Genomic DNA, 20056 nt, shown 5'->3' with positions numbered 1-20056 from the left:
TAATCATAAAAAATCATTGGGGATATCTATGTGATATAGATAATTGTGATGATTACTTTAGTGGAATTGATTAATTGTTAAGTTAGTAACATTTTTGGAGTTTTAGCTTAGCTCAAAAGTAATTTCCCTTTAAAGTATCGGTAATGAACAAGTTATAAATGTCAACTAGCAAAGCTGGACACTTTATCAAGCAAGTATTAATATTTTATAATAGCATACCATTGGGGTCTCTACAGCTAAATTACCAATTCAGTACCTAAAATGGCTAGTGTTGTTTTTGAAGGCGTCAATAAAAAATTTGATGATTTTATCGCGGTAAATGATTTAAATTTGACTATTGACGATGGTGAATTCCTCGTCTTTGTGGGTCCCTCTGGCTGCGGGAAAACTACCTCCCTACGGATGCTGGCGGGACTTGAAGATATAACCCAAGGTAGTATTTATATTGGCGAGCAGCTAGTCAATGATGTTCCGCCCAAAGAGCGGGATATTGCCATGGTTTTCCAGTCTTACGCCCTGTATCCCCACATGTCTGTCTATGAAAATATGGCATTTAGTCTAGAATTACAAGGGAAGCGGAAAGGCGAAATCAAAACCCGTGTTGAAAGTGCAGCCAAGCAATTAGGAATTGACCATTTACTGTCCCGCAAGCCCAAAGAACTTTCCGGAGGACAGCGCCAGCGAGTTGCGGTGGGTCGCGCTATTGTCCGGAATCCAGCTGTATTTTTAATGGATGAACCGTTATCTAATTTAGATGCTAAATTACGGGTACAGGCGCGGGCAGAAATTAGTAAACTGCATCATGAATTAGGCACTACATTTATTTATGTCACCCATGACCAAGTGGAAGCGATGACCATGGGAAGTCGCATTGCGGTGATGAATCATGGCGTCTTACAGCAAGTTGATACCCCAGAAAAGCTGTATAATTATCCGAATAATGTCTTTGTTGCGGGTTTTATTGGCTCTCCAGCCATGAATTTTTTTGAGGCTCAATTAATCATTAAAGAGGAGGATCTGTATGTAAAAACAGACTCATTTGAACTCCAGATTCCTCCAGAAAAAGCCTTATTCTATAAACATTATTCAGGGGAAGAAGTTATCTTTGGGATTCGCCCAGAAAATATCCATGATCCTGACTATATTCCCCCAGGTATTCGTCCCGCCTCTGTTCAAGCCACAGTATCCGTTACGGAAATGATGGGGAATGAAATCATTGTGTATCTGACGACGCCAACAAATCACGAATTCATCGCCAGAGTTGATCCGCGATCGCGCATGAGTGTGGGACAATCGATTAGTGTGGTGTTTGATCGGTCTCAGTTTCACCTGTTTGACAAGCACAGCCAACAAGCCATTACCTGATTTTCGGTAATTAGGGTCTGCTTCAGGGAGTCTTGTGGTGGGGAGAGGCAACAGGCAACAGGCAACGGGCAACAGGGGTGTAGGGGCGGGTTGTACCGATAACGTTCTGTCGATGTCCTATAAATTGACTAAACCCGCCCTTCTAGGTGCAAAGGAAGCAAACAAAGGACATAAGACATAAGACGATTAAGACTTCCCACTCCCCATCAGATAAAGCAGCGCCATGCGTACCGCAACACCACTGGTTACCTGTTGAGAAATTAAACTGAATTCCGGATCATCCATTAACTCTGAACTAATTTCCACGCCGCGATTGACGGGTCCGGGGTGGAGAATTTTGACTCCAGGATGACAAAGTTTCAAGCGATCGCGCGTTATCCCATAACGCTGATGATATTCTCGCAAACTGGGCAGTAGATGCGCTGTCATGCGTTCTTTTTGTAGCCGTAAGGTCATGACAAAATCCGCATCTTTCAGGGCGGGTTCAACATCCCAATGCAAGAATAGCCGACGATTGGGGATTGGGGATTGGGGATTGGGGATTGGGGATTGGGGATTGGGGGTTGGGGATTGGGGGTTGGGGATTGGGGATTGGGGATTGGGGATTGGGGATTGGGGATTGGGGATTGGGGATTGGGGGTTGGGGGTTGGGGGTTGGGGGTTGGGCGAAGCATTCGCGTTTGGATTTGAGTAGAAACCCGATAGATCGGGGCGCGAATGCTTCGCCCCTACATTCTTATGGACATATTCTGCAAACTCCTGGGGTACTAGGGTTGGTGGACCGGCTAAATGAACCTCAGCACCACTCGCCGTTAGACTCCAAAGATTAGAACGGGCAACCCGTGAATGTATGATATCCCCGACAATGGCAATTTTTTTGTCTGCCAAGAGTTTCAGACGAGGATACTCAAAATCCAATAGGGATGTAATTGTAAACAAATCCAGCAACGCCTGGGAGGGATGTTCATGCTGACCATCTCCCGCATTCAGGATACCGACATTCGTATCCAGGCGATCCATTTCAGTCGCGATCGCATGAGGAACTCCTGCTTCTCGATGGCGAATTACCATCATATCCGCACCCATTGCTAAATAGGTTTTTGCTGTATCGAGAATGGTTTCTCCCTTGGTCAAAGAAGAGGTTCCCGGTGCAAAATTCAGTGTATCCGCACTCAACCGTTTTGCTGCGAGTTCAAAACTACTGCGGGTGCGGGTTGAGGGTTCAAAAAACATATTTGCCACTACCTGACCTTGCAAAGCCGGGACTTTTTTCGTGCGCCGGGAGAGAACTTCCCGACAGCTAGCGGCTGTTTGTAAGAGGGTGTCGTATTCAGCCGACGTAAAATCTTCCAGAGAAAGGACATGGCGGCGAGTCCAAGTGGCAGTAGCCATAAGAATAAGAACGCGAAATGAATAGAGAAGGGCTAACCGTTACTATAGTCTCCATTCCCCTCTCACGACAAATAAATTTGAAAAAGCTAAACCTTTCTTTTGAGAGACGTTAGCCAGCTGGATTATTTCTAATAATGCTATAAGAAAAGAAAATTCTAAATTTAGATGAACCCAGCCGTCGTCGTTTCGCCATCCCCAACTACCTTCTGTCGCAGGTAAACCGGGAATTGATCAGGGTATTGAGTCAGTCTTGTCTACGGTTAAGGTTCATCGCCGTTATAAACGAACAGTGAGGTGTTCTCATGGAAACACTAGCCTATACCCATTTCTCGATCGCCCAAGCCGATAACATGACGTCCCACTCCCAGTCGAGTGCTGATGGGTTTGTCTGGGAGTCAGAATTTGATTGGAAACTACCGAATTTAGCCTGGATTCAGGGATTAGCGTTGGCGATCGCACTGTCTTCATTAAGCTTAACCAGTAGCGCTTGGGCGGCTGTGGTTGATACTAATAGCAATCCCCTAAATGTGCGATCGGGTCCCGGTTTAGGGTATCGCGTAGTTAGCACTCTCGCTGATGGAACTACAATTAATCTCAGTGGTCGTAATGCCGATGGCTGGTCTCAACTGAGCAATGGCAACTGGGTAGCCTCTCGCTGGATAGCAGGTGAGAATGGCGGTAGTGCTGTTCCATCCTCCGGTGTCTTGCGTCCCGGTAGTACGGGGGGAGCCGTAACTAATCTGCAAAATCGGTTGCAAGAGCTTGGGGTCTATAATGGACCCGTCACAGGCTATTATGGTCGCCTTACTGAAGCCGGTGTGAGAACGGCTCAGGCGTCCCGGGGATTGACACCGGATGGGATTGCTGGACCGACGACGTTAACCGCCTTATATGGTGAGGATGGGGGAGGTGGGACTCCCGTGACGAATACAGCCGTTGTCAATACCAATAACAGTCCCCTAAATGTGCGATCGGGTCCGGGTTTAGGGTATCGTGTGGTGGGTACGGTAGCCGATAACCGAACGGTTAGCCTCAGTGGTCTTAATGCCGATGGCTGGTCTCAACTGAGCAATGGCAACTGGGTAGCCTCTCGCTGGATAGCAGGTGAAGGTGGCGGTGGAGCTCCAGGGACAGATACAGCCATGGTGACGACGAATGGGAGCCCTCTGAATGTGCGATCGGGTCCCGGTTTAGGGTATCGGGTTGTTGATACCGTAGCCGATGGCGCCGCGATCGCAACCACGGGTCAGACTGCCGGTAACTGGATACGGCTGGCTAACGGTGGCTGGGTCTTTTCGGGATGGGTGGCGACATAAGTAGGGGTTTGGTTCCCAAACCCCTACTGTCATTCGTCATTCGTTTTCTTTGTTAAAATCCGATCAGTTGCTGGGTTGGATTGCCATGGTTAATCCTGTTTCTCTATTGCTTGAGTTGTGCCGATCGCGTTTGATATTCGTTCTTTTAGCCTTCCTTGTCGCTAGTGGCGTTCCATCTCAAGCGCAATCTGAACCGGACAATCCATCCCCTGCATCTGAGGTGCGATCGCCAACGGGTACTGTTACCCAGCAATTAATTGGCGAATGGCTTGCCACTGATCCGGAATCGGGGGAATCCATCCGGTTAATATTTGCCCCTGATAACCAATTATTTTTTATCTTACCGGCTCAAGATGGGTCGGCGGTGGCAATCCAGGTGGGTTACCAAATTCAGACGGCGACTCAACCGATGCACCTGGATATGGCACTCACACCCGATGAAATCGCCTTGACCATTTTTGAGTTAACCCCAGAGGGGAAACTACGTTTAGAATTCAAAGATGTTACGCCGGGACAACCTCGACCCACGGCGTTTAGTGATGCGGCGTTACTCTTGGCAAAGATGTCGGATAATACCACAGTATCCGAAGATATTTCTGTAATTGAGTTGGAAACCACCGCCAACCGATCCAGCCAAGGGATTCCGATGCAGTACATCAGCCTCTTAAATCGCGCTCAGCAAGTGTATTATCTAGAAAATCGTCAATTTGCCAATACCCTTGAACAGCTAGAAATCGCCACAAACCTAGAAACCGCCTTGTATACCTACGAAATTGTACCATCAGGCGATCGCGCTCAGGGTGTAGCGATTACAGCACGTCCCAAAGATGAGGGACTTCCTAGTTATATTGGCGCGGTATTTGTCACCACCGTTAATGGGTTTGAAACAACCGTCTCTGGGATTTGTCAGAGTGATCAACCTGCAACCTCACCCCCGCCAATGCCCATTCCACCTTCAGCCGATTCTACGGAGATTCAATGTCCTGCTGGATCTCGTCTTTTACCGTAAGTAGGGGCTGCTGCACAAGTCCAAAACCCTTAGCTATCAATGCTTTGAGTAGTATTGATATTGGCTCCTCTTCAAGGAGGGAGGGTAAAACCCTTTCATACCCTTGCACCGCTATCAGGAAAAATGTACCATTGCTCCCCCTGCTCCCAGACGTGCCATGGCACATCTCTACACTGCTTCCTACCCCTGTTATAAACCAGTCCGCGCAGGCGGACTTTGTTTGTGTAGCAGCGATTTCAATCGCCTCCTCTTGCATGGGGTAATAAAGGCGGATTTAGTATGATAGGCTATCACCTTTAAGCAATCCTCTCAGTGTTTCCCCATCTACCCTATGGTTACCGTTGCTGGCTGTCGGATTCTGGATCAAATCTATGAAAGTCGTAACTCTTTAGTCTATCGGGGTATCCGAGAATCGGATCAGCAGTCAGTGATCCTCAAAGTTCTCAAACAAGATTATCCTACACCCGCAGAAATTAACCGCTATCAACAAGAATATCAAATTACGCGCTCTCTCAATTTTGGTGGTGTGGTTCAAGCCTATAGCTTAGAACCCTATCAAACCACCTTGGTGATTATCTTTGAAGATTTTGGTGGTTCCTCGTTAAAACTCTTACTCCAAGAACGGGGATTTACGCTCAAAGAATTCTTAAGTATCGCCATTCGCAACACCGAAAGCTTAGGTAGAATTCATGCTGCCCATATTATTCATAAAGATATCAATCCTGCCAATATTGTCTTCAATCCTGAAACCGGACAACTGAAAATCATTGATTTTGGCATTGCCACGGTTTTATCCCAAGAAAACCCAATTCTGAAAAATCCCTCCGTCTTAGAAGGCACATTAGCCTATATGTCACCGGAACAAACGGGGAGAATGAACCGGGCGCTGGATTATCGGACTGATTTTTATTCCTTAGGAATAACGTTCTATGAATTACTCACCCATCGCCTTCCCTTTGAAACCGATGATCCCCTAGAATTAGTTCATGCTCATCTGGCAAAAGAACCCATTCCGCCTCACCAGATTAATCCAGAGATTTCCCCCGCCCTCTCTGCTATTGTGATGAAATTATTGGCAAAAAATGCTGAAGATCGATATCAAAGTGCCTGGGGACTAAAATCCGATTTAACGGTTTGCCTGATGCAATTACAGATGAAGGGAACAATCGAACTATTTCCCCTAGGGCGCCAGGATATTTCTGAGCAGTTTCAAATCCCCCAAAAACTGTATGGTCGAGAACGGGAAATTGAAATTCTATTGGACAGCTTTATTCGGGTTACTGGACGTAGTTTATTAGAAGACCCAACGCCAAACTCAATCAGGGCGGGTTTTGAAGAAAACTTATCGTCAACGGCAACACAAAATTCCCTAAACCCGCCCCTACAGACTCGAAACTTCCCCAAGGAGATGATGGTTGTATCTGGATATTCCGGTATAGGAAAGTCAGCGCTAGTCCAGGAATTATATAAACCCATTACTCAACGGCGGGGCTATTTTATTCGCGGCAAGTTTGACCAATATCAACGGGATATTCCTTACTCAGCCGTGATTCAGGCGTTTCGAGAATTAATCAAACAGTTGTTAACAGAAACTACCCTGCAACTAACCCAGTGGCGCAACCACCTCTTAGCCGCATTGGGGGGGAATGCTCAAATTATTATTGATGTCATTCCTGAAGTTAAACTGATTGTTGGCAAACCTGTTCCAGTTCCCAAGTTACCTCCCACAGAATCACAAAATCGTTTTAAGTTCGTTCTGCACAAATTTATCCAAGTTTTTACCAAACCTGAACATCCATTAGTGATTTTTCTGGATGATTTGCAGTGGGCGGATAGTGCTTCGTTGAAACTGATCGAATCGTTGATGAACTCCTCAGATCAGGGTGAGGCTGAGTTTCATATCGGCGGGATGTTTTTGATTGGTGCTTATCGGGATAATGAAGTGACAGTTTCCCATCCTTTACGATTCACATTCGAGACAATTCGCGCCAGCGGAACCATTATTCATGAGATGGTTTTAGCGCCCTTGGAATTAATCAGCATTATCCAATTAGTTGCAGAAACGCTCAAATGTTCCCCTGAACATGCCTACCCTTTGGCTGAATTAATCCAGATTAAAACTGGAGGTAATCCATTTTTCATTAATGAGTTTATCAAATACTTGTATCAAGAAAAGCTGCTCACATTTAATTCTGAACAGGGAGTGTGGTACTGGGATTTAGCCCAGATTCAAGCCCAAAAGTTTACCGATAATGTTGTTAGTATTTTGGCAGATAAGATTAAAACATTACCGCCCCAGGTGCAACAGGTTTTACGGTTTGCCGCTTGTTTAGGAAATTCCTTTGAACTGAAACCCTTAGCCCTAGTTTTAGGCGAATCTATGTCCGAAACAGCGGTGCAATTATGGCACGCGATCGTGGCAGGGTTAATTGTTCCTTTGGGGGAAGACTATAAGTTAATCAGTCAGGCGGATACGACTCAAACTTTATTGGGTCAACATCAAAGAAGCGCCTTGAATTCCCTCTTCTCTAAAACACACAGAGACATTCAAACCTTAACCATTCAATACCAATTTGTCCACGACCGAATTCAACAAGCCGCTTATTCTCTGATTCCTGAGGAAGAATGCCAAGCGGTGCATCGGACTGTCGGTCAATTATTACTAAAAAATACGCCAGCCGACCAGATATCAGACTCTCTGTTTGATATTGTTAACCATCTGAATATCAGTATTGATTTAATCGAATCCCCTGAAGAACGCCATGAATTAGCTCAATTGAATCTTTGGGCAGGTCAGAAAGCGAAAGCCGCAACTGCTTATGAACCTGCGAGAAAATACTTAACCATCGGTCGCGAACTGCTGCCGTCAGAGAGTTGGCAAGTGCAGTATGACTTGACCCTCAACTTGTTTCTAGAAGCCATCGAAGTTGCCTATTTATTGACCGATTTTGAAGCCGCCCAAATTTTAACCGATGATGTGCTAAATCGGGCGCAAACTCTGATGGATAAAGTCAAGGTTTATGAACTGCAAATTTTATTTGATAGTTCTCAAAATAAAATGCTGTCCGCCATCCAAACCGCACAGCAGGTGTTAAACCTATTAGACATCCCGCTAACTGAAACACCTCCGGTTTATCAAAGGGTTGAGGCGTTAGTGGATTTGCCGGAAATGACTGAACCCAATCAATTAGCGGCGTTGCGAATTTTAATGTCTGTGATGGCACCCGCTTATATTGCCAAACCCTCCCTATTACCGTCGCTGATTTTAACCATGGTCAATCTCTGTATTCGCCATGGAAATTCTTCCCTCGCCGCTTACGCTTATAGCGTTTATAGTTTGCTGTTATGTGGTCAACAAGAAACAATTGATCAAGGCTATCGCTTTGGTCAGTTAGCATTGAAATTATTAGACCGTTTTCCTGCCAAAGACGTACAAGCCAAAGTATATCAGCAATTTAATGCTTTTGTCCGACCTTGGAAAGAGCCAGCTATAAACACATTAAATCCATTACTCGATACGATACAAACGGCAATTGAAAATGGTGATATTGAATACGCTTGTCACTGTACAGTAAACTACTGTACTTATTCATTTTTCGTCGGACTGCCCTTAACTGAGGTTGAATCCAAACAAGCTCAACATCTGGAACTGAATCGGCAGTTTAAACAAGATTATCAGATTGGGTATATCACAATTTGGCATAATTTATCCTTATGCTTAATCAAGGCTGACCATTATCCGACATTAGACTGGACGGTTTTTGATCGCCTCCTTCCTGATTTATTAGCAGCAAAGAATCAGATTTCAATTTTGTCTGTTTATTGGGCGAAGTTATTCCTGGCTTACTTATTTGGTGATGAACAAGAAGCGGAAAGACTGGTTTGGTTGGCTGATGAGTATAAGGGAAGCGTGAATGGCTTATTAAATAGTGTTTTAACCAACTTCTATTCCTCTTTAGTCCTGTTATCTCTGTGCCATTCAGCCAGTCCCAGTAAACGCAAACGCTATCTCAACAAAATAGCCAGACAACAAAAAATAATGCAAACCTGGGCAGACTATGCCCCTTGTAACTTTCAGCATAAATATGACTTAGTGGAGGCGGAACGGGCGGGATTACGGGGCAAAATCCGGCAAGCAATGGAGTATTATGATCGTGCCATTCAAGGTGCTAAAAAACAGGGTTATCTTCAAGACGAAGCCCTAGCTTATGAACGAGCCAGCAATTTCTATCAACGATTAGGTCGGGAAGAAATTGCCCAAACCTATTTACAAAAAGCTCATTACGTTTATACCCGATGGGGGGCAATGGCGAAAGTTAAACAGTTAGAAGCCACCTATTCCCAATGGCTTTTTACTCGTGTAAATAATAATGAGTCTGGAGGGCTATTACAAAAAAGTTCAACCCTGACCACAACCACCCAAAATGGCAAAAATTCGTCAGAGTATCTTGACTTAAACAGCGTTATGAAAGCGGCGCAAGCGATTTCCGGTGAGATTGTATTGGATAAATTACTGGCGGCGTTGATGAAGATTTTGATTGAAAATGCGGGGGCGCAAAAAGGATTTCTGATTTTAGAGACGAAAGGAAAACTACGAATTGAAGCCGAGGGACAGGTGAATACGTTTACCCAATCCTGTACAGAGTGCAATCAAATTCAGGTCTTTCCATCGACTGACCTAGAAGAGACGCAAGTGGTATCCGTCGCCATCATTAACTATGTGGCACGAACTCAGGAGATTGTGGTGTTAAATGATGCCCTAAATGAGGGACAATTTAGGCAAGATTCCTATATTCAAACCAATCAGCCGAAGTCAATTCTCTGTGCGCCGTTGATTAATCAAGGAAAATTGAGCGGAATTGTCTATTTAGAAAATAATTTGACGACGGGAGCATTTACAGCTAGCCGATTGGAACTCTTGCGTCTCCTATCCGCGCAAGCTGCTACCTCGATTGAAAATGCCCGTTTCTATAACAGTTTGGCTGAATTGAATCAGGCGTATGAACGGTTTGTGCCGCGCCAATTTCTCCATTTTTTGAATAAGGACAGTATTGTTGATGTCCAGTTTGGGGATAATGTTCAAAAAGAAATGTCAATTCTGTTTTCTGATATTCGCTCCTTCACCACCCTATCCGAAACGATGACACCGGAGGAGAATTTTAAGTTTATTAATGCCTATTTGTCGCGCATGGAGCCAGCGATTACTGAGCATCATGGCTTTATTGATAAATATATCGGGGATGCGATTATGGCACTGTTTAGTGGTCAGGCTGATGATGCAGTTAAGGCGGGAATTGCGATGCTACACCAACTGAGGAGCTATAATCAACATCGACAGAATTCCGGCTATCCTCCTATCCGGATTGGGATTGGGATTAATACGGGAGGGTTAATGCTAGGAACCATTGGTGGAATCTCCCGCATGGATAGCACAGTGATTAGTGATGCGGTGAATTTAGCCTCTCGCATTGAAGGGTTGACTAAAAATTATCAAGTTTCCTTATTAATCTCTCATCATACTTTTTCCCGTTTATCTAATCCGGGGAATTATGCGATTCGTCTGATTGATAAAGTTCAAGTAAAGGGTAAATCGGAATTAGTCACCGTTTATGAAGTGTTTGAGGCCGATTTACCTGAGATTAAAGCGGCTAAATTAGCCACGTTACAAACCTTTACTGAAGCTTGGTCATTTTATAACCTGAAGGCGTTTGCTGAGGCGGAAAAACGCTTTGCTGAGGTTCTCCGGGTGAATCCTCAAGATCAAGTGCCTAACATCTATCTCAACCGTTGTCAACAGCAATAATTCGTCATTTGTCATTTGTCAGGGAACAGGGAACAGGGAACAGGGAACAGGTAAGGTATAGTTTTGAGTTAACTCACGACTTCCCCATATTCCTCATCTCCCCCAGCTCACCTTCTCATCGAGTTGAGCCGACACTGTGGCGCGAATTAAAATATTATACGAATATTGTAATACAAGTCATACGCTAGTATAACATAATGATGGCTTTGAGCGAGAGAGGCTAAAGGACTGAATTCTTCAGTTCTGTCTAGTACCGCTACCTTGAACGTACAGAGGCGATTAGTCTCTGTACAAAAGCCGAAACTGTTTAGCTGTAAAGCTTTCCGGTGAATGGGATAGGTGGGAAACGTTCACGAGGAGGGTCTAGCTAATGCTTTTCATGCTTTTGGCAAAACCATACTAATTTGATAAAAACATCTTTTTTTTGAGTTTTACCCTAAAACTATTCCAATCATTGATCGATTGAATTTATTGGGTGCATCGCTAATTTGGGTTGAACTGAATAAAAAAAAGGATTAAATTCTGCTTTAAAAATGTAGGGTTTATTTCCTTGATTTTAGCGATCTTCAAGCGACTATCCCATGTCAATGCGATCTCTCAAGCGCCTGATTGCCCATGGTTTAACCAACGTTCCTCTACGAACGGTATTCGTAGTCCCTTTCCTGGTACAAACTTTTGCCCTAGTAGGAGTGGTTGGCTGGTTATCCTCTCGCCACGGACAGCAGGCGGTGAATGATGTAGCGACTCAATTACGAGATGAAATTACGAATCATATTGAGGATAGGTTAGAGACATATTTAACCATTCCCCATCAGATTAATCAAAGTAATCAGGATGCGATTCGTCTGGGAAGTTTGACCCTAGAAAATTTACAACCGTGGGAACAGCATTTGTGGCGACAAGTGCAACGATTTGATTCTGTGAGTTATATTGGTGTGGCGAATGAACAGCGAGGATTGATTGCGGCTGGACGACGAAATAGCGATCAACTGGTGATTATCCAAGCCAATCCCGCGACAGAGTTTAACTTCTATACTTATAGCACTCACAGCGAAGGCGATCGCAACACCCTGATCGAAAGTTCCAGCAACTACGACCCCCGCCTGCGACCCTGGTATAAAGCCGCCTTGCAAGCCGGTAAACCCACCTGGAGTGACATTTACCCCATTTTTGGCGAAGGCGATCGCACGTTGCTAATCAGCGCCATTCAACCCGTCTACGATAGCAATCATCAGCAGGTTCAAGGTGTCTTAAACACAACCCTACGTCTTTCCACCATTAGCGATTTCCTACAAACGCTAAAAGTCGGTAAATCGGGACGGCTGTTTATTATTGAACGTTCTGGACTATTAGTCGCCACATCCACCCCAGAACCCCCCTTTCAAAATAACCTTGATCAAATTACTCGGTTAAAAGCAACTCAAAGTCGCGATCCATTAATTCAAGCTACCGCCACCTATTTAACTAAAAAATTTGGCGATTTCCATAGAATTAAAAATTCCCAACACCTGGAATTTAAACGTCAGGGACAGCGGCAATTTTTACAGATAATGCCCTTAAAAAATAGCCACGAATTAGACTGGTTAATTGTCGTGGTTGTCCCTGAAGCTGACTTCATGCAGCACATTCATAATAATACGCGATCGACTATCCTACTCTGTCTCGTCGCCCTAATCATCGCCACGGGAGTTGGTATTTGCACCGCTCAATGGATTATTCACCCCATCCAGCGCTTAAATCAAGCCGCCAACGCCCTTGCCAATGGTGAATGGGAGCAAAAAATTGAGGTTCATCGGAACACTGAACTGGGCAATCTTAGCGCTGCATTTAATCAAATGGCTGAACAATTAAAACAATCCTTTGCCACTCTCAAAGACCAGAATCATCAGATGAACATCTTAAATGAAGTATTGGCTAAAAGTGAGAGACAGTTAGCTCAAATTTTAGAAACTATACCCGTTGGTATCATTGTGGTTGATACTAAGGGCAAATTCTACTATACCAACGATAAAGCCCAAGAATTCATGAACAAAGCGTTCAGTTTAGACGCTTTCACCGATAATTTTTCAAGAATTCATCACTGGTATATTGCCGAGACTGATCAACCTTATCCTACTGAAAACCTACCGATTTTTCGAGCCTTACAGGGAGAACACCACATTGTTCATGATATTGAAATTCACCAAGACAACCGGATTATTCCCATTGAAAGTTGGAGCCAACCCATTGTTGATGAACAGGGTCAAATTCTTTATGCCATTGCCGTTCTCAATGATATTACAGAGCGAAAAAAAGCGGAAGCGGAACAGATGCGTTTTACCCAAGAACTAGAATTCAAAGATCATCAGAATGCCGCTTGGCAGCGCCTAGACAAGCTCAAAGATGAGTTTCTGGCAAATACATCCCACCAACTCCGTACTCCTCTCCAGGGCATTATTGGCATTACTGAATCCCTAATGGATGGTGCTACCGGAAATTTACCCTTACAAACTCAGATTAACTTAGCCACAGTTGTTGCTACTGGGCGGCGCTTATCCAATTTAGTCAATGACATTCTCGATTTTGCCAAACTCAGACACCAAGACATTAAATTGCAGCGACAGCCAGTGGGTGTGCGAGAAATAGCGGAGGTGGTTCTCCGACTCAGTTACCCACTTATTGGAGATAAAGAATTGCAACTGATTAATGCCATTTCTTCTGATTTACCCATCGCCTATGCGGATGAAAATCGCGTACAGCAGATTTTGCAAAACTTAGTGGAAAATGCGATTAAGTTTACTGATAAAGGAACGGTCAAAATTTCCGCCCAACTCGTGATAGTAAGGCAGAAGGTAGAGGGTACAGGCGCAGAGGGGCAGAGGGGCGAGGGGGAGGAGTTAACTCAACACTCAACACTCAATATTCAACACTCACAAAAAAAAATGCTAGCCATTACCGTCGCTGACACAGGGATTGGTATCCCAAACTCTGAATTAAACAGTATTTTTGAATCCTTTGAACAAGGGAAGGGTTTCCTGGGGCGTCAGTATGGCTGTACAGGGTTAGGGTTAGCCTTGACAAAAAAGCTAGTGGAGTTGCATGGGGGAAGCATTGAGGTGCAATCAACCTTAGGAGTAGGTTCTCAGTTTACATTTACGTTGCCCATCTTTGAGGGTCAGATTGAACACTTCATGCCAGATATAGGTGAGGCAATGGCGGCAATGTCTCAGACTGCTTTTAGTACCAATTCGTCTAGGATTCCATATCCCAGTGTCGGTAATTCTTGTCCCCTCTTGCTGACATTGGATCAAACTTCTTTAACTATGCACCAACACCAAGATATCCAGTATAACGAACCCTTAATCAATCCCTTCAAAATCTTAATTGTCGATGATGAACCAGTGAATCGTCAGATATTGGCAAACTATTTATCGTTGGAGAATTATCAACTTGCCCAAGCCGCCAATGGCATAGAAGCCTTAGACATCATTAATAATGGTTTTCAGCCTGACTTGGTTTTACTAGATGCGATGATGCCGCGCATGACTGGGTATGATGTTTGTAAAAAACTGCGTGAATCCTATCCAGCTACTGAACTGCCTGTGTTGATGTTGACGGCGAACGAGAAAGTGAATGACTTAGTGGCAGGATTTAGTGTGGGCGTGAATGATTATTTAACAAAACCAATTGCTAAAAATAAACTTTTGGTTAGGATTAAAACTCATTTACGCTTATCAATAATTGCTAAAGAAAATGCCAAACTTTACTCAGTCGTGCGTGAAAGTGAGCGGAGGTTGACGCAATTTTTAGACGCCGTACCCGTGGGGATTTTTATCCTTGATGCCAAGGGCAAACCCTACTATGCTAATGAAGCGGCTAAGCAGATTTTAGGTCAAGGAATTGTCGAATCTGTCACTATTGAAGAATTAGCCGAGGTTTACCAAGCCTATCGTGCGGGAACGGATCAACTTTACCCCACTAACCAAATGCCCTTCATGCTGGCATTACAGGGTAAACCTGCCACAATTAATGATATGGAAATTCACCGAGGGGATCAGATTATCCCGATTGAGCTTTGGGGAACTCCGATTTATGAGGAACAGGGGGAGGTTGCTTATGCGATTGTCGCCTTTCAAGATATCCGCGATCGCAAAAAAGCGGAAGCGGAAAGGGAAGCTTTTACTCGTGAGCTATTTCAACTCAATCAAGCCTACGAACGGTTTGTTCCTGGTCAATTTCTCCAGTTTTTGCAGAAAAAAAGTATTGTGGATGTGCAACTAGGAGATCACGTTCAACGGGAAATGTCTGTTCTTTTTGCTGATATTCGTAACTTTACGGCTCTATCCGAGCAGATGAATCCCCGGGAAAATTTTAATTTTATTAATGCCTTCTTGAGTCGCATGGAACCTGCAATTCGTGAAAATAATGGCTTTGTCGATAAATATATTGGCGATGAAATTATGGCACTGTTCAGTGGCAATGCTGACGAAGCACTGCAAGCGGGAATTGCTATGTTTGAGCGGTTGGCTTTATATAATCAACATCGGGCTAATTGTAACTATGCATCCATCGAGATTGGTATAGGAATTAATACTGGGGAATTGATGCTGGGAACCGTGGGGGGATTTTCCCGCATGGATAGCACGGTGATTAGTGATGCGGTGAATTTAGCAGCCCGCCTGGAAGAATTAACCAAAATCTATCAAGTTCGACTGTTAATCTCGCACCATACGTTCTTGAAGTTGTCGGATTCCGAGGACTATGGGATGCGCCTTATTGATAAGGTGAATGTGAAAGGGAAAGCGCAAAAAGTGACTGTCTATGAAGTCTTTGAGGCTGATCCGCCCCAGATGCGAAGGGCGAAGCGGACGACGAAAACGGTGTTCGAGCAAGGGCTAATGTTATATTATCGCGATCGCCTCTCAGAAGCGGCTCAACATTTTAGCGAATGTTTGCAGGTTATTCCAGAGGATAAAGTGGCGCAACATTACCTCAAACGCTGTCAGCATCGGATGCGATGATGTTATTTGTCATTTGTCATTTGTCCTTTGTCATTTGTTATTTGATATCACCTGAATGAGCAATATCTCGAACCACTTGCAAAAAGTTTTGCTGGGTTGGATGGGAATGGCTGAGTCGCCACGCGATCGCTAACATAATCATCGCCGCCGAGATTAACCCGTTTATTTTATAAATGGCTGCATTTCACCGAATATACAACCATGTATCCCGAATTTGCTGAAGCGGCAAGGAACGATCGCGATCAGGATGCTGTAGCGGAATTTGAAGCTCAAACCCAAGAATCTCAAGCACACGCCCAACTATTCCGTAAAGCTGCCCACAATTTTGGTTTACTTACGAGCATTGAACAGCATCATGCCCGTCAATATACTGACGCCCTGAGTAGTTTAGAGGGTCAAACTGTAACCAAAAAAGCTCCTAGCGATGAACCGACGACTCAAAAATGGATTTGCCGTCAATGTTCCATGATTTACGATCCAGTAAAAGGTGATCCGGATTCTGGTATTGCTCCTGGAACTCCTTTTTCCGCTATTCCCGATGACTGGGCTTGCCCGATTTGCGGTGCAAAGAAAAAACTATTTATTCCCTATGAAGAACCGGCTGCTGCTTAGTCAGTTGTAGAGACGTTGCATGCAACGTCTCTACAACTATCTTTTCGGTTGCACCCATAAGTGACTAAACCCGCCCCGACTTAGGTTTCTCAACCTTTGATCGTGTAAGTATTATCTAGTTATTGGTCATAAAAATGGGCTAAAAAATCGGCAACTTTTGCGGGATATCGTCCAATAGCGGTTTCATCAGAAAGGACAATTCCATCAAATCCGGCTTGTTGAATATCGTATAAATGCACAACTTCAGTGCGAGTAGGTTGGGGAAAATGGGTCATATATTCTAACACTTGACCCGCGAGAAACTTGGGACGTGATAATTGCGGAAACTGGGCAATAAACGCGGCTTGTAATTGTCCGAGTGCTTTGCATCCCACCTGCGCTCCTAAATCGCCGCGACAGAACCACAATTCATCAAACCCTTGATCTAGTTGGCTAAGATAGCTCATGGCTTCAGGGCGTTCGATTTTGGCAATTAAATAGCGATCGCCAATCTGCTGGCGAATGGGTGTAACCTCCTTCCCATCTAAGACAAAGGAACAGGCAAATTGCACAAAGGGATACCTCAACCCCAACTCAACCGCCCTCTGATCATGCTGGCTTAATTGGGTAAACGGTACAGGATGATCAACCCGATTAATCCCTTTATAGGAACTTAATTCTCCATTTGTTATAACGTTAGCCGTCGCACTCTTATCCTGGATTTCGATAACTTCGAGTTGAATTCGGGCATCATTGAGTGACAGTTTATCCCCAATCTTTAATTCTTGGAAGAATGTTTGGTGTGGAATCGGCACTTGGGTGATATGATTAGAGGAGTGACCGAAAACTAATCGAATTTCTGAGGGCAGATCGTCACAACTGGGATAATTCCCAATTCGCATTTTAGCGCCTTGCAGATCTAAAACCAGCGGTAAGGCTTTCCCTTGTTCTGTGAAAATTTCTGCCAAGCGTTCTAACCAGGTTTTTAATCCTTCTGCTGTTAAATGGGCTACATTCAGCCGAAAGCGATCAGCGGTTTGGGACAAGTGAGTAATCAAGGGTTTCGTTTCAGTTGCCGGTCCCAATGTCAATACCGTTTTCATCGAGAAGCACATCACAAAAACATGGGAATGGGATTAAGCTGTGCCTCGTTTAGGGGTGCTTTTAACCATCCCAACTTAACAGGAACATCATAAAGCCTTCCGGGAGCAAATTGCGCCCAAAAGTGACGCAAACCGGGAACGACAACTTTAACCACACTCATGGCAATATCGGGACGAGTTTGGTTGAGAACCAGGGTTTCTAATCCCTGTTGAGCGGCGATATCTACACAGCGTTTGACATCCTCCAGGCAATCCTTACTCCAGCACTGAGTATAATCCTGATAAACTTTAGCGGTAGCTTTACTGTCGGGTGCGAGATAGGGTTGATTTTCTAACGTCGCCGTTTCGCACCAGGTTTGCATATCTTGACGCGAAAAGGTGGCTTTGCTATTCGGATTAGCACCATTGGAGAGAAATACTATCTGGTTCATTTCTGTCACGGCTCGCGATAGGGCAATGTTAACATCGAAATGAGTGCCAAAACCGAAAAGAATATCTTCGGGTTGTTTATTCGTGCGTCGGGAAATGGCGGCAAAGGTGGGAATATTTAGATCACTGGTAATGTCTAATACCCAGAAATCGCGGTGTAGGGTTTTGTAATAGGTTAGCAAGTTTTGCAAATAGGGTGACTCAAAACTATCTAATTGTACCATCGGTCTAGGGACACGGTTATACCACCACAACGCCACGGCGTCACGCTCGACTACTTCCATGAATCCCTGGAGAATGGCTTCTTCGATGGTATTACCTGCGGCGTTACCGTTGGTGTCAGCACCACAAAATTCATCTGTTTCGGGAAGGGGATAGCCGAAGTAACAATAGGCGGTGGGAAGATATTTAACGTTTTGGTGAGTGAGGGACCAAACGGGTGTCCAATCAATTTCTTGCGTTTCATCGAAGGGTTCGGGAATCCAGTGAATGACGTGATGGTTTTGGTTCCATTCCTGTCGAATTCGATATTGGTATTCGCTGTAATGGAAACAGGTATAGGGGTGAATCGCTGATGCTCCCAGTTGGGAGTATGTTGCTCGAATTCGAGGTTCATCCCCGGTATACATTCCAGAATAGCGTTCAATGGCTTCTGCAAAGGCACTGGCTTTGGCTTGCTGATCCGTTTTTCCTTTACCTGTGCTGTTAAGGTGTACCGCTTGACGCCAATTATTCAAGTCATTGTCTGCTGGTGAGAGAGAGTGTTCGGCGAGATAAATGTGGATTAAATCATGGCTCGTTGGCAAAGGATTAAATAAGCGTTTGATCACGCCTGTAATCGGACTAATGTGATAGTCATATCGTTTTACTGTTTCTTCTGGGGAACAGGTTCGGTGTCCGCCATCGGCTGTAAATTGTTTGGTTTGACTTGTTAGTAGAAGGGGTTGAATGTGCTGTTGGTACAGGTATTTGGGATCACCACAAAGGGGACATTGGGGGCGTCGAACTAAGCGGTGACGTTGCAGGGTTAAATTGACCACATCAAGGGTGATGATTGTGCCGAGAAGTTGGTCGTTTTTGCCCGTAATCCATTTAATGATTTCTGTGGCGGCAAGGTTGAATCCTGTGTGCAAGGTGCAGGGTAGGATGGAACGAGAAACGGGAAAGGGTGTGGTAATTCCTTTGGTGTCTTGGAGTAATGATTCGAGTTGGCGGTTCAGGCTTAGGCGTTGCGCCAGACAGTGCCAACATCCTGTTTTACCGGGGTAAAAAATGGGTCCTATCCAAATAACAGCGCCGATGGGTTTAATTAATAACCAGGGGGTTTGAGTTTGGAGGGCGTTTTGATTGAACGCATCTAGACCAATGTGTAGATAATCATCGGTGAGGACGATGGCTAAATCTCCGACATCGCTGACGGGAATCTTTTGAGAGTTTAGGGTAGAAATAAAGGGTTCTGTGGGGATGTTACCGAAGGTTGTCACAGAAACCTTAGTGTTTTGCAGTTTATGGAGGGCGATTTGGGGATTAATATCCAGTAAATTCCAAAAGGCGCAGGTTTCAGGGGGTAAGGTATTATCGGTTTCAGTAATATACCCTTTGCGCTCTAAAAGGGTTAGGGAATAGTTAATTTCAGTGGCAGAGGCTTGTCCTTGCAGGGTTTGAATCATGTCATCAATAGAGTGATGACCATCTAGCAGAGGCGCAAGCAGTACATACAGGCGTCCGTGCAAAGCAAAATGCTTGTTTTCGCTTAATAGGAAGACATGCTTGGGGGGGGCAATTTCAACGTGGAAATGCTCTTTGAATTTGGGTCGATTGAGCATTACTTTTAGAAGGTTTCAGGGCAGAAGAGGTGAGGGGGTGGAAGTGAATTTTGGATAGTATAAAGAATGAACCCTGATAGATGCGATCGCTATTCCTCTAATCGTTAAATCAATGGACATTTCTTTCCTTTGTGGACATAAGTATAACCGTCAGCTTTCCAGATTGGCTCGAAATACTTCCAGTTGATGCTTTGCAGTTTCCCTTTTGCTGTAGTCAAGTCA

Annotated in this window: 8 protein-coding genes and 1 pseudogene; 6 read left to right on the top strand and 3 right to left on the bottom strand. The window is 44.5% G+C overall.

Features of this window, described 5'->3' with window-relative positions; translation table 11 throughout:
• Positions 1 to 261 precede the first annotated feature (261 nt).
• Complete coding sequence (locus tag RLO19_RS00955; protein ID WP_446353019.1) at positions 262 to 1365, top strand: ABC transporter ATP-binding protein; 1104 nt, start codon at positions 262 to 264, stop codon at positions 1363 to 1365.
• Between the two features lie 186 nt (positions 1366 to 1551).
• On the opposite strand, the gene RLO19_RS00950 is transcribed toward RLO19_RS00955, so the two are convergent.
• On the bottom strand, positions 1552 to 2757 hold the full coding sequence (locus tag RLO19_RS00950) for an aspartate carbamoyltransferase catalytic subunit (protein ID WP_446353017.1): 1206 nt from the start codon (positions 2755 to 2757) through the stop codon (positions 1552 to 1554).
• A 302-nt stretch (positions 2758 to 3059) separates the two neighbouring features.
• On the opposite strand from RLO19_RS00950, the gene RLO19_RS00945 reads away from it, so the two are divergent.
• The 5 genes and pseudogenes from RLO19_RS00945 to RLO19_RS00925 all read left to right on the top strand — a co-directional run.
• Positions 3060 to 4073, top strand: a complete 1014-nt coding sequence (locus RLO19_RS00945; RefSeq protein ID WP_446353015.1) for an SH3 domain-containing protein — start codon at positions 3060 to 3062, stop codon at positions 4071 to 4073.
• Between the two features lie 49 nt (positions 4074 to 4122).
• Entirely contained in the window at positions 4123 to 5082 is a 960-nt protein-coding gene (locus RLO19_RS00940; RefSeq protein ID WP_446353013.1) for a type IV pilin-like G/H family protein, read from the top strand.
• Between the two features lie 331 nt (positions 5083 to 5413).
• The gene (locus RLO19_RS00935) at positions 5414 to 10885 is read left to right on the top strand and encodes an AAA family ATPase (RefSeq protein ID WP_446353011.1); all 5472 of its coding nucleotides are present in this window, start codon (positions 5414 to 5416) and stop codon (positions 10883 to 10885) included.
• Positions 10886 to 11466: 581 nt separating this feature from the next.
• Positions 11467 to 15885 (top strand): response regulator, encoded by a 4419-nt coding sequence (locus RLO19_RS00930; RefSeq protein ID WP_446353009.1) that lies wholly within the window; start codon positions 11467 to 11469, stop codon positions 15883 to 15885.
• Between the two features lie 189 nt (positions 15886 to 16074).
• Positions 16075 to 16497 (top strand): annotated as a pseudogene (locus RLO19_RS00925) (rubredoxin); the annotation flags it as partial.
• 119 nt (positions 16498 to 16616) lie between these two features.
• Here RLO19_RS00925 and RLO19_RS00920 read toward each other — a convergent pair.
• Both RLO19_RS00920 and RLO19_RS00915 read right to left on the bottom strand, forming a co-directional pair.
• Positions 16617 to 17579, bottom strand: a complete 963-nt coding sequence (locus tag RLO19_RS00920) for a pyruvate kinase (protein ID WP_446353007.1) — start codon at positions 17577 to 17579, stop codon at positions 16617 to 16619.
• An 11-nt stretch (positions 17580 to 17590) separates the two neighbouring features.
• Positions 17591 to 19834, bottom strand: coding sequence for a TOMM precursor leader peptide-binding protein (locus RLO19_RS00915; protein ID WP_446353005.1), 2244 nt, complete (start codon positions 19832 to 19834; stop codon positions 17591 to 17593).
• Between the last annotated feature and the right edge of the window lie 222 nt (positions 19835 to 20056).

This window comes from Coleofasciculus sp. G2-EDA-02 (assembly GCF_040226375.1).
In the GTDB taxonomy this organism is placed as follows: Bacteria; Cyanobacteriota; Cyanobacteriia; order Cyanobacteriales; family Coleofasciculaceae; genus Coleofasciculus.
This window is presented reverse-complemented; position numbering and strand designations above follow the sequence as displayed.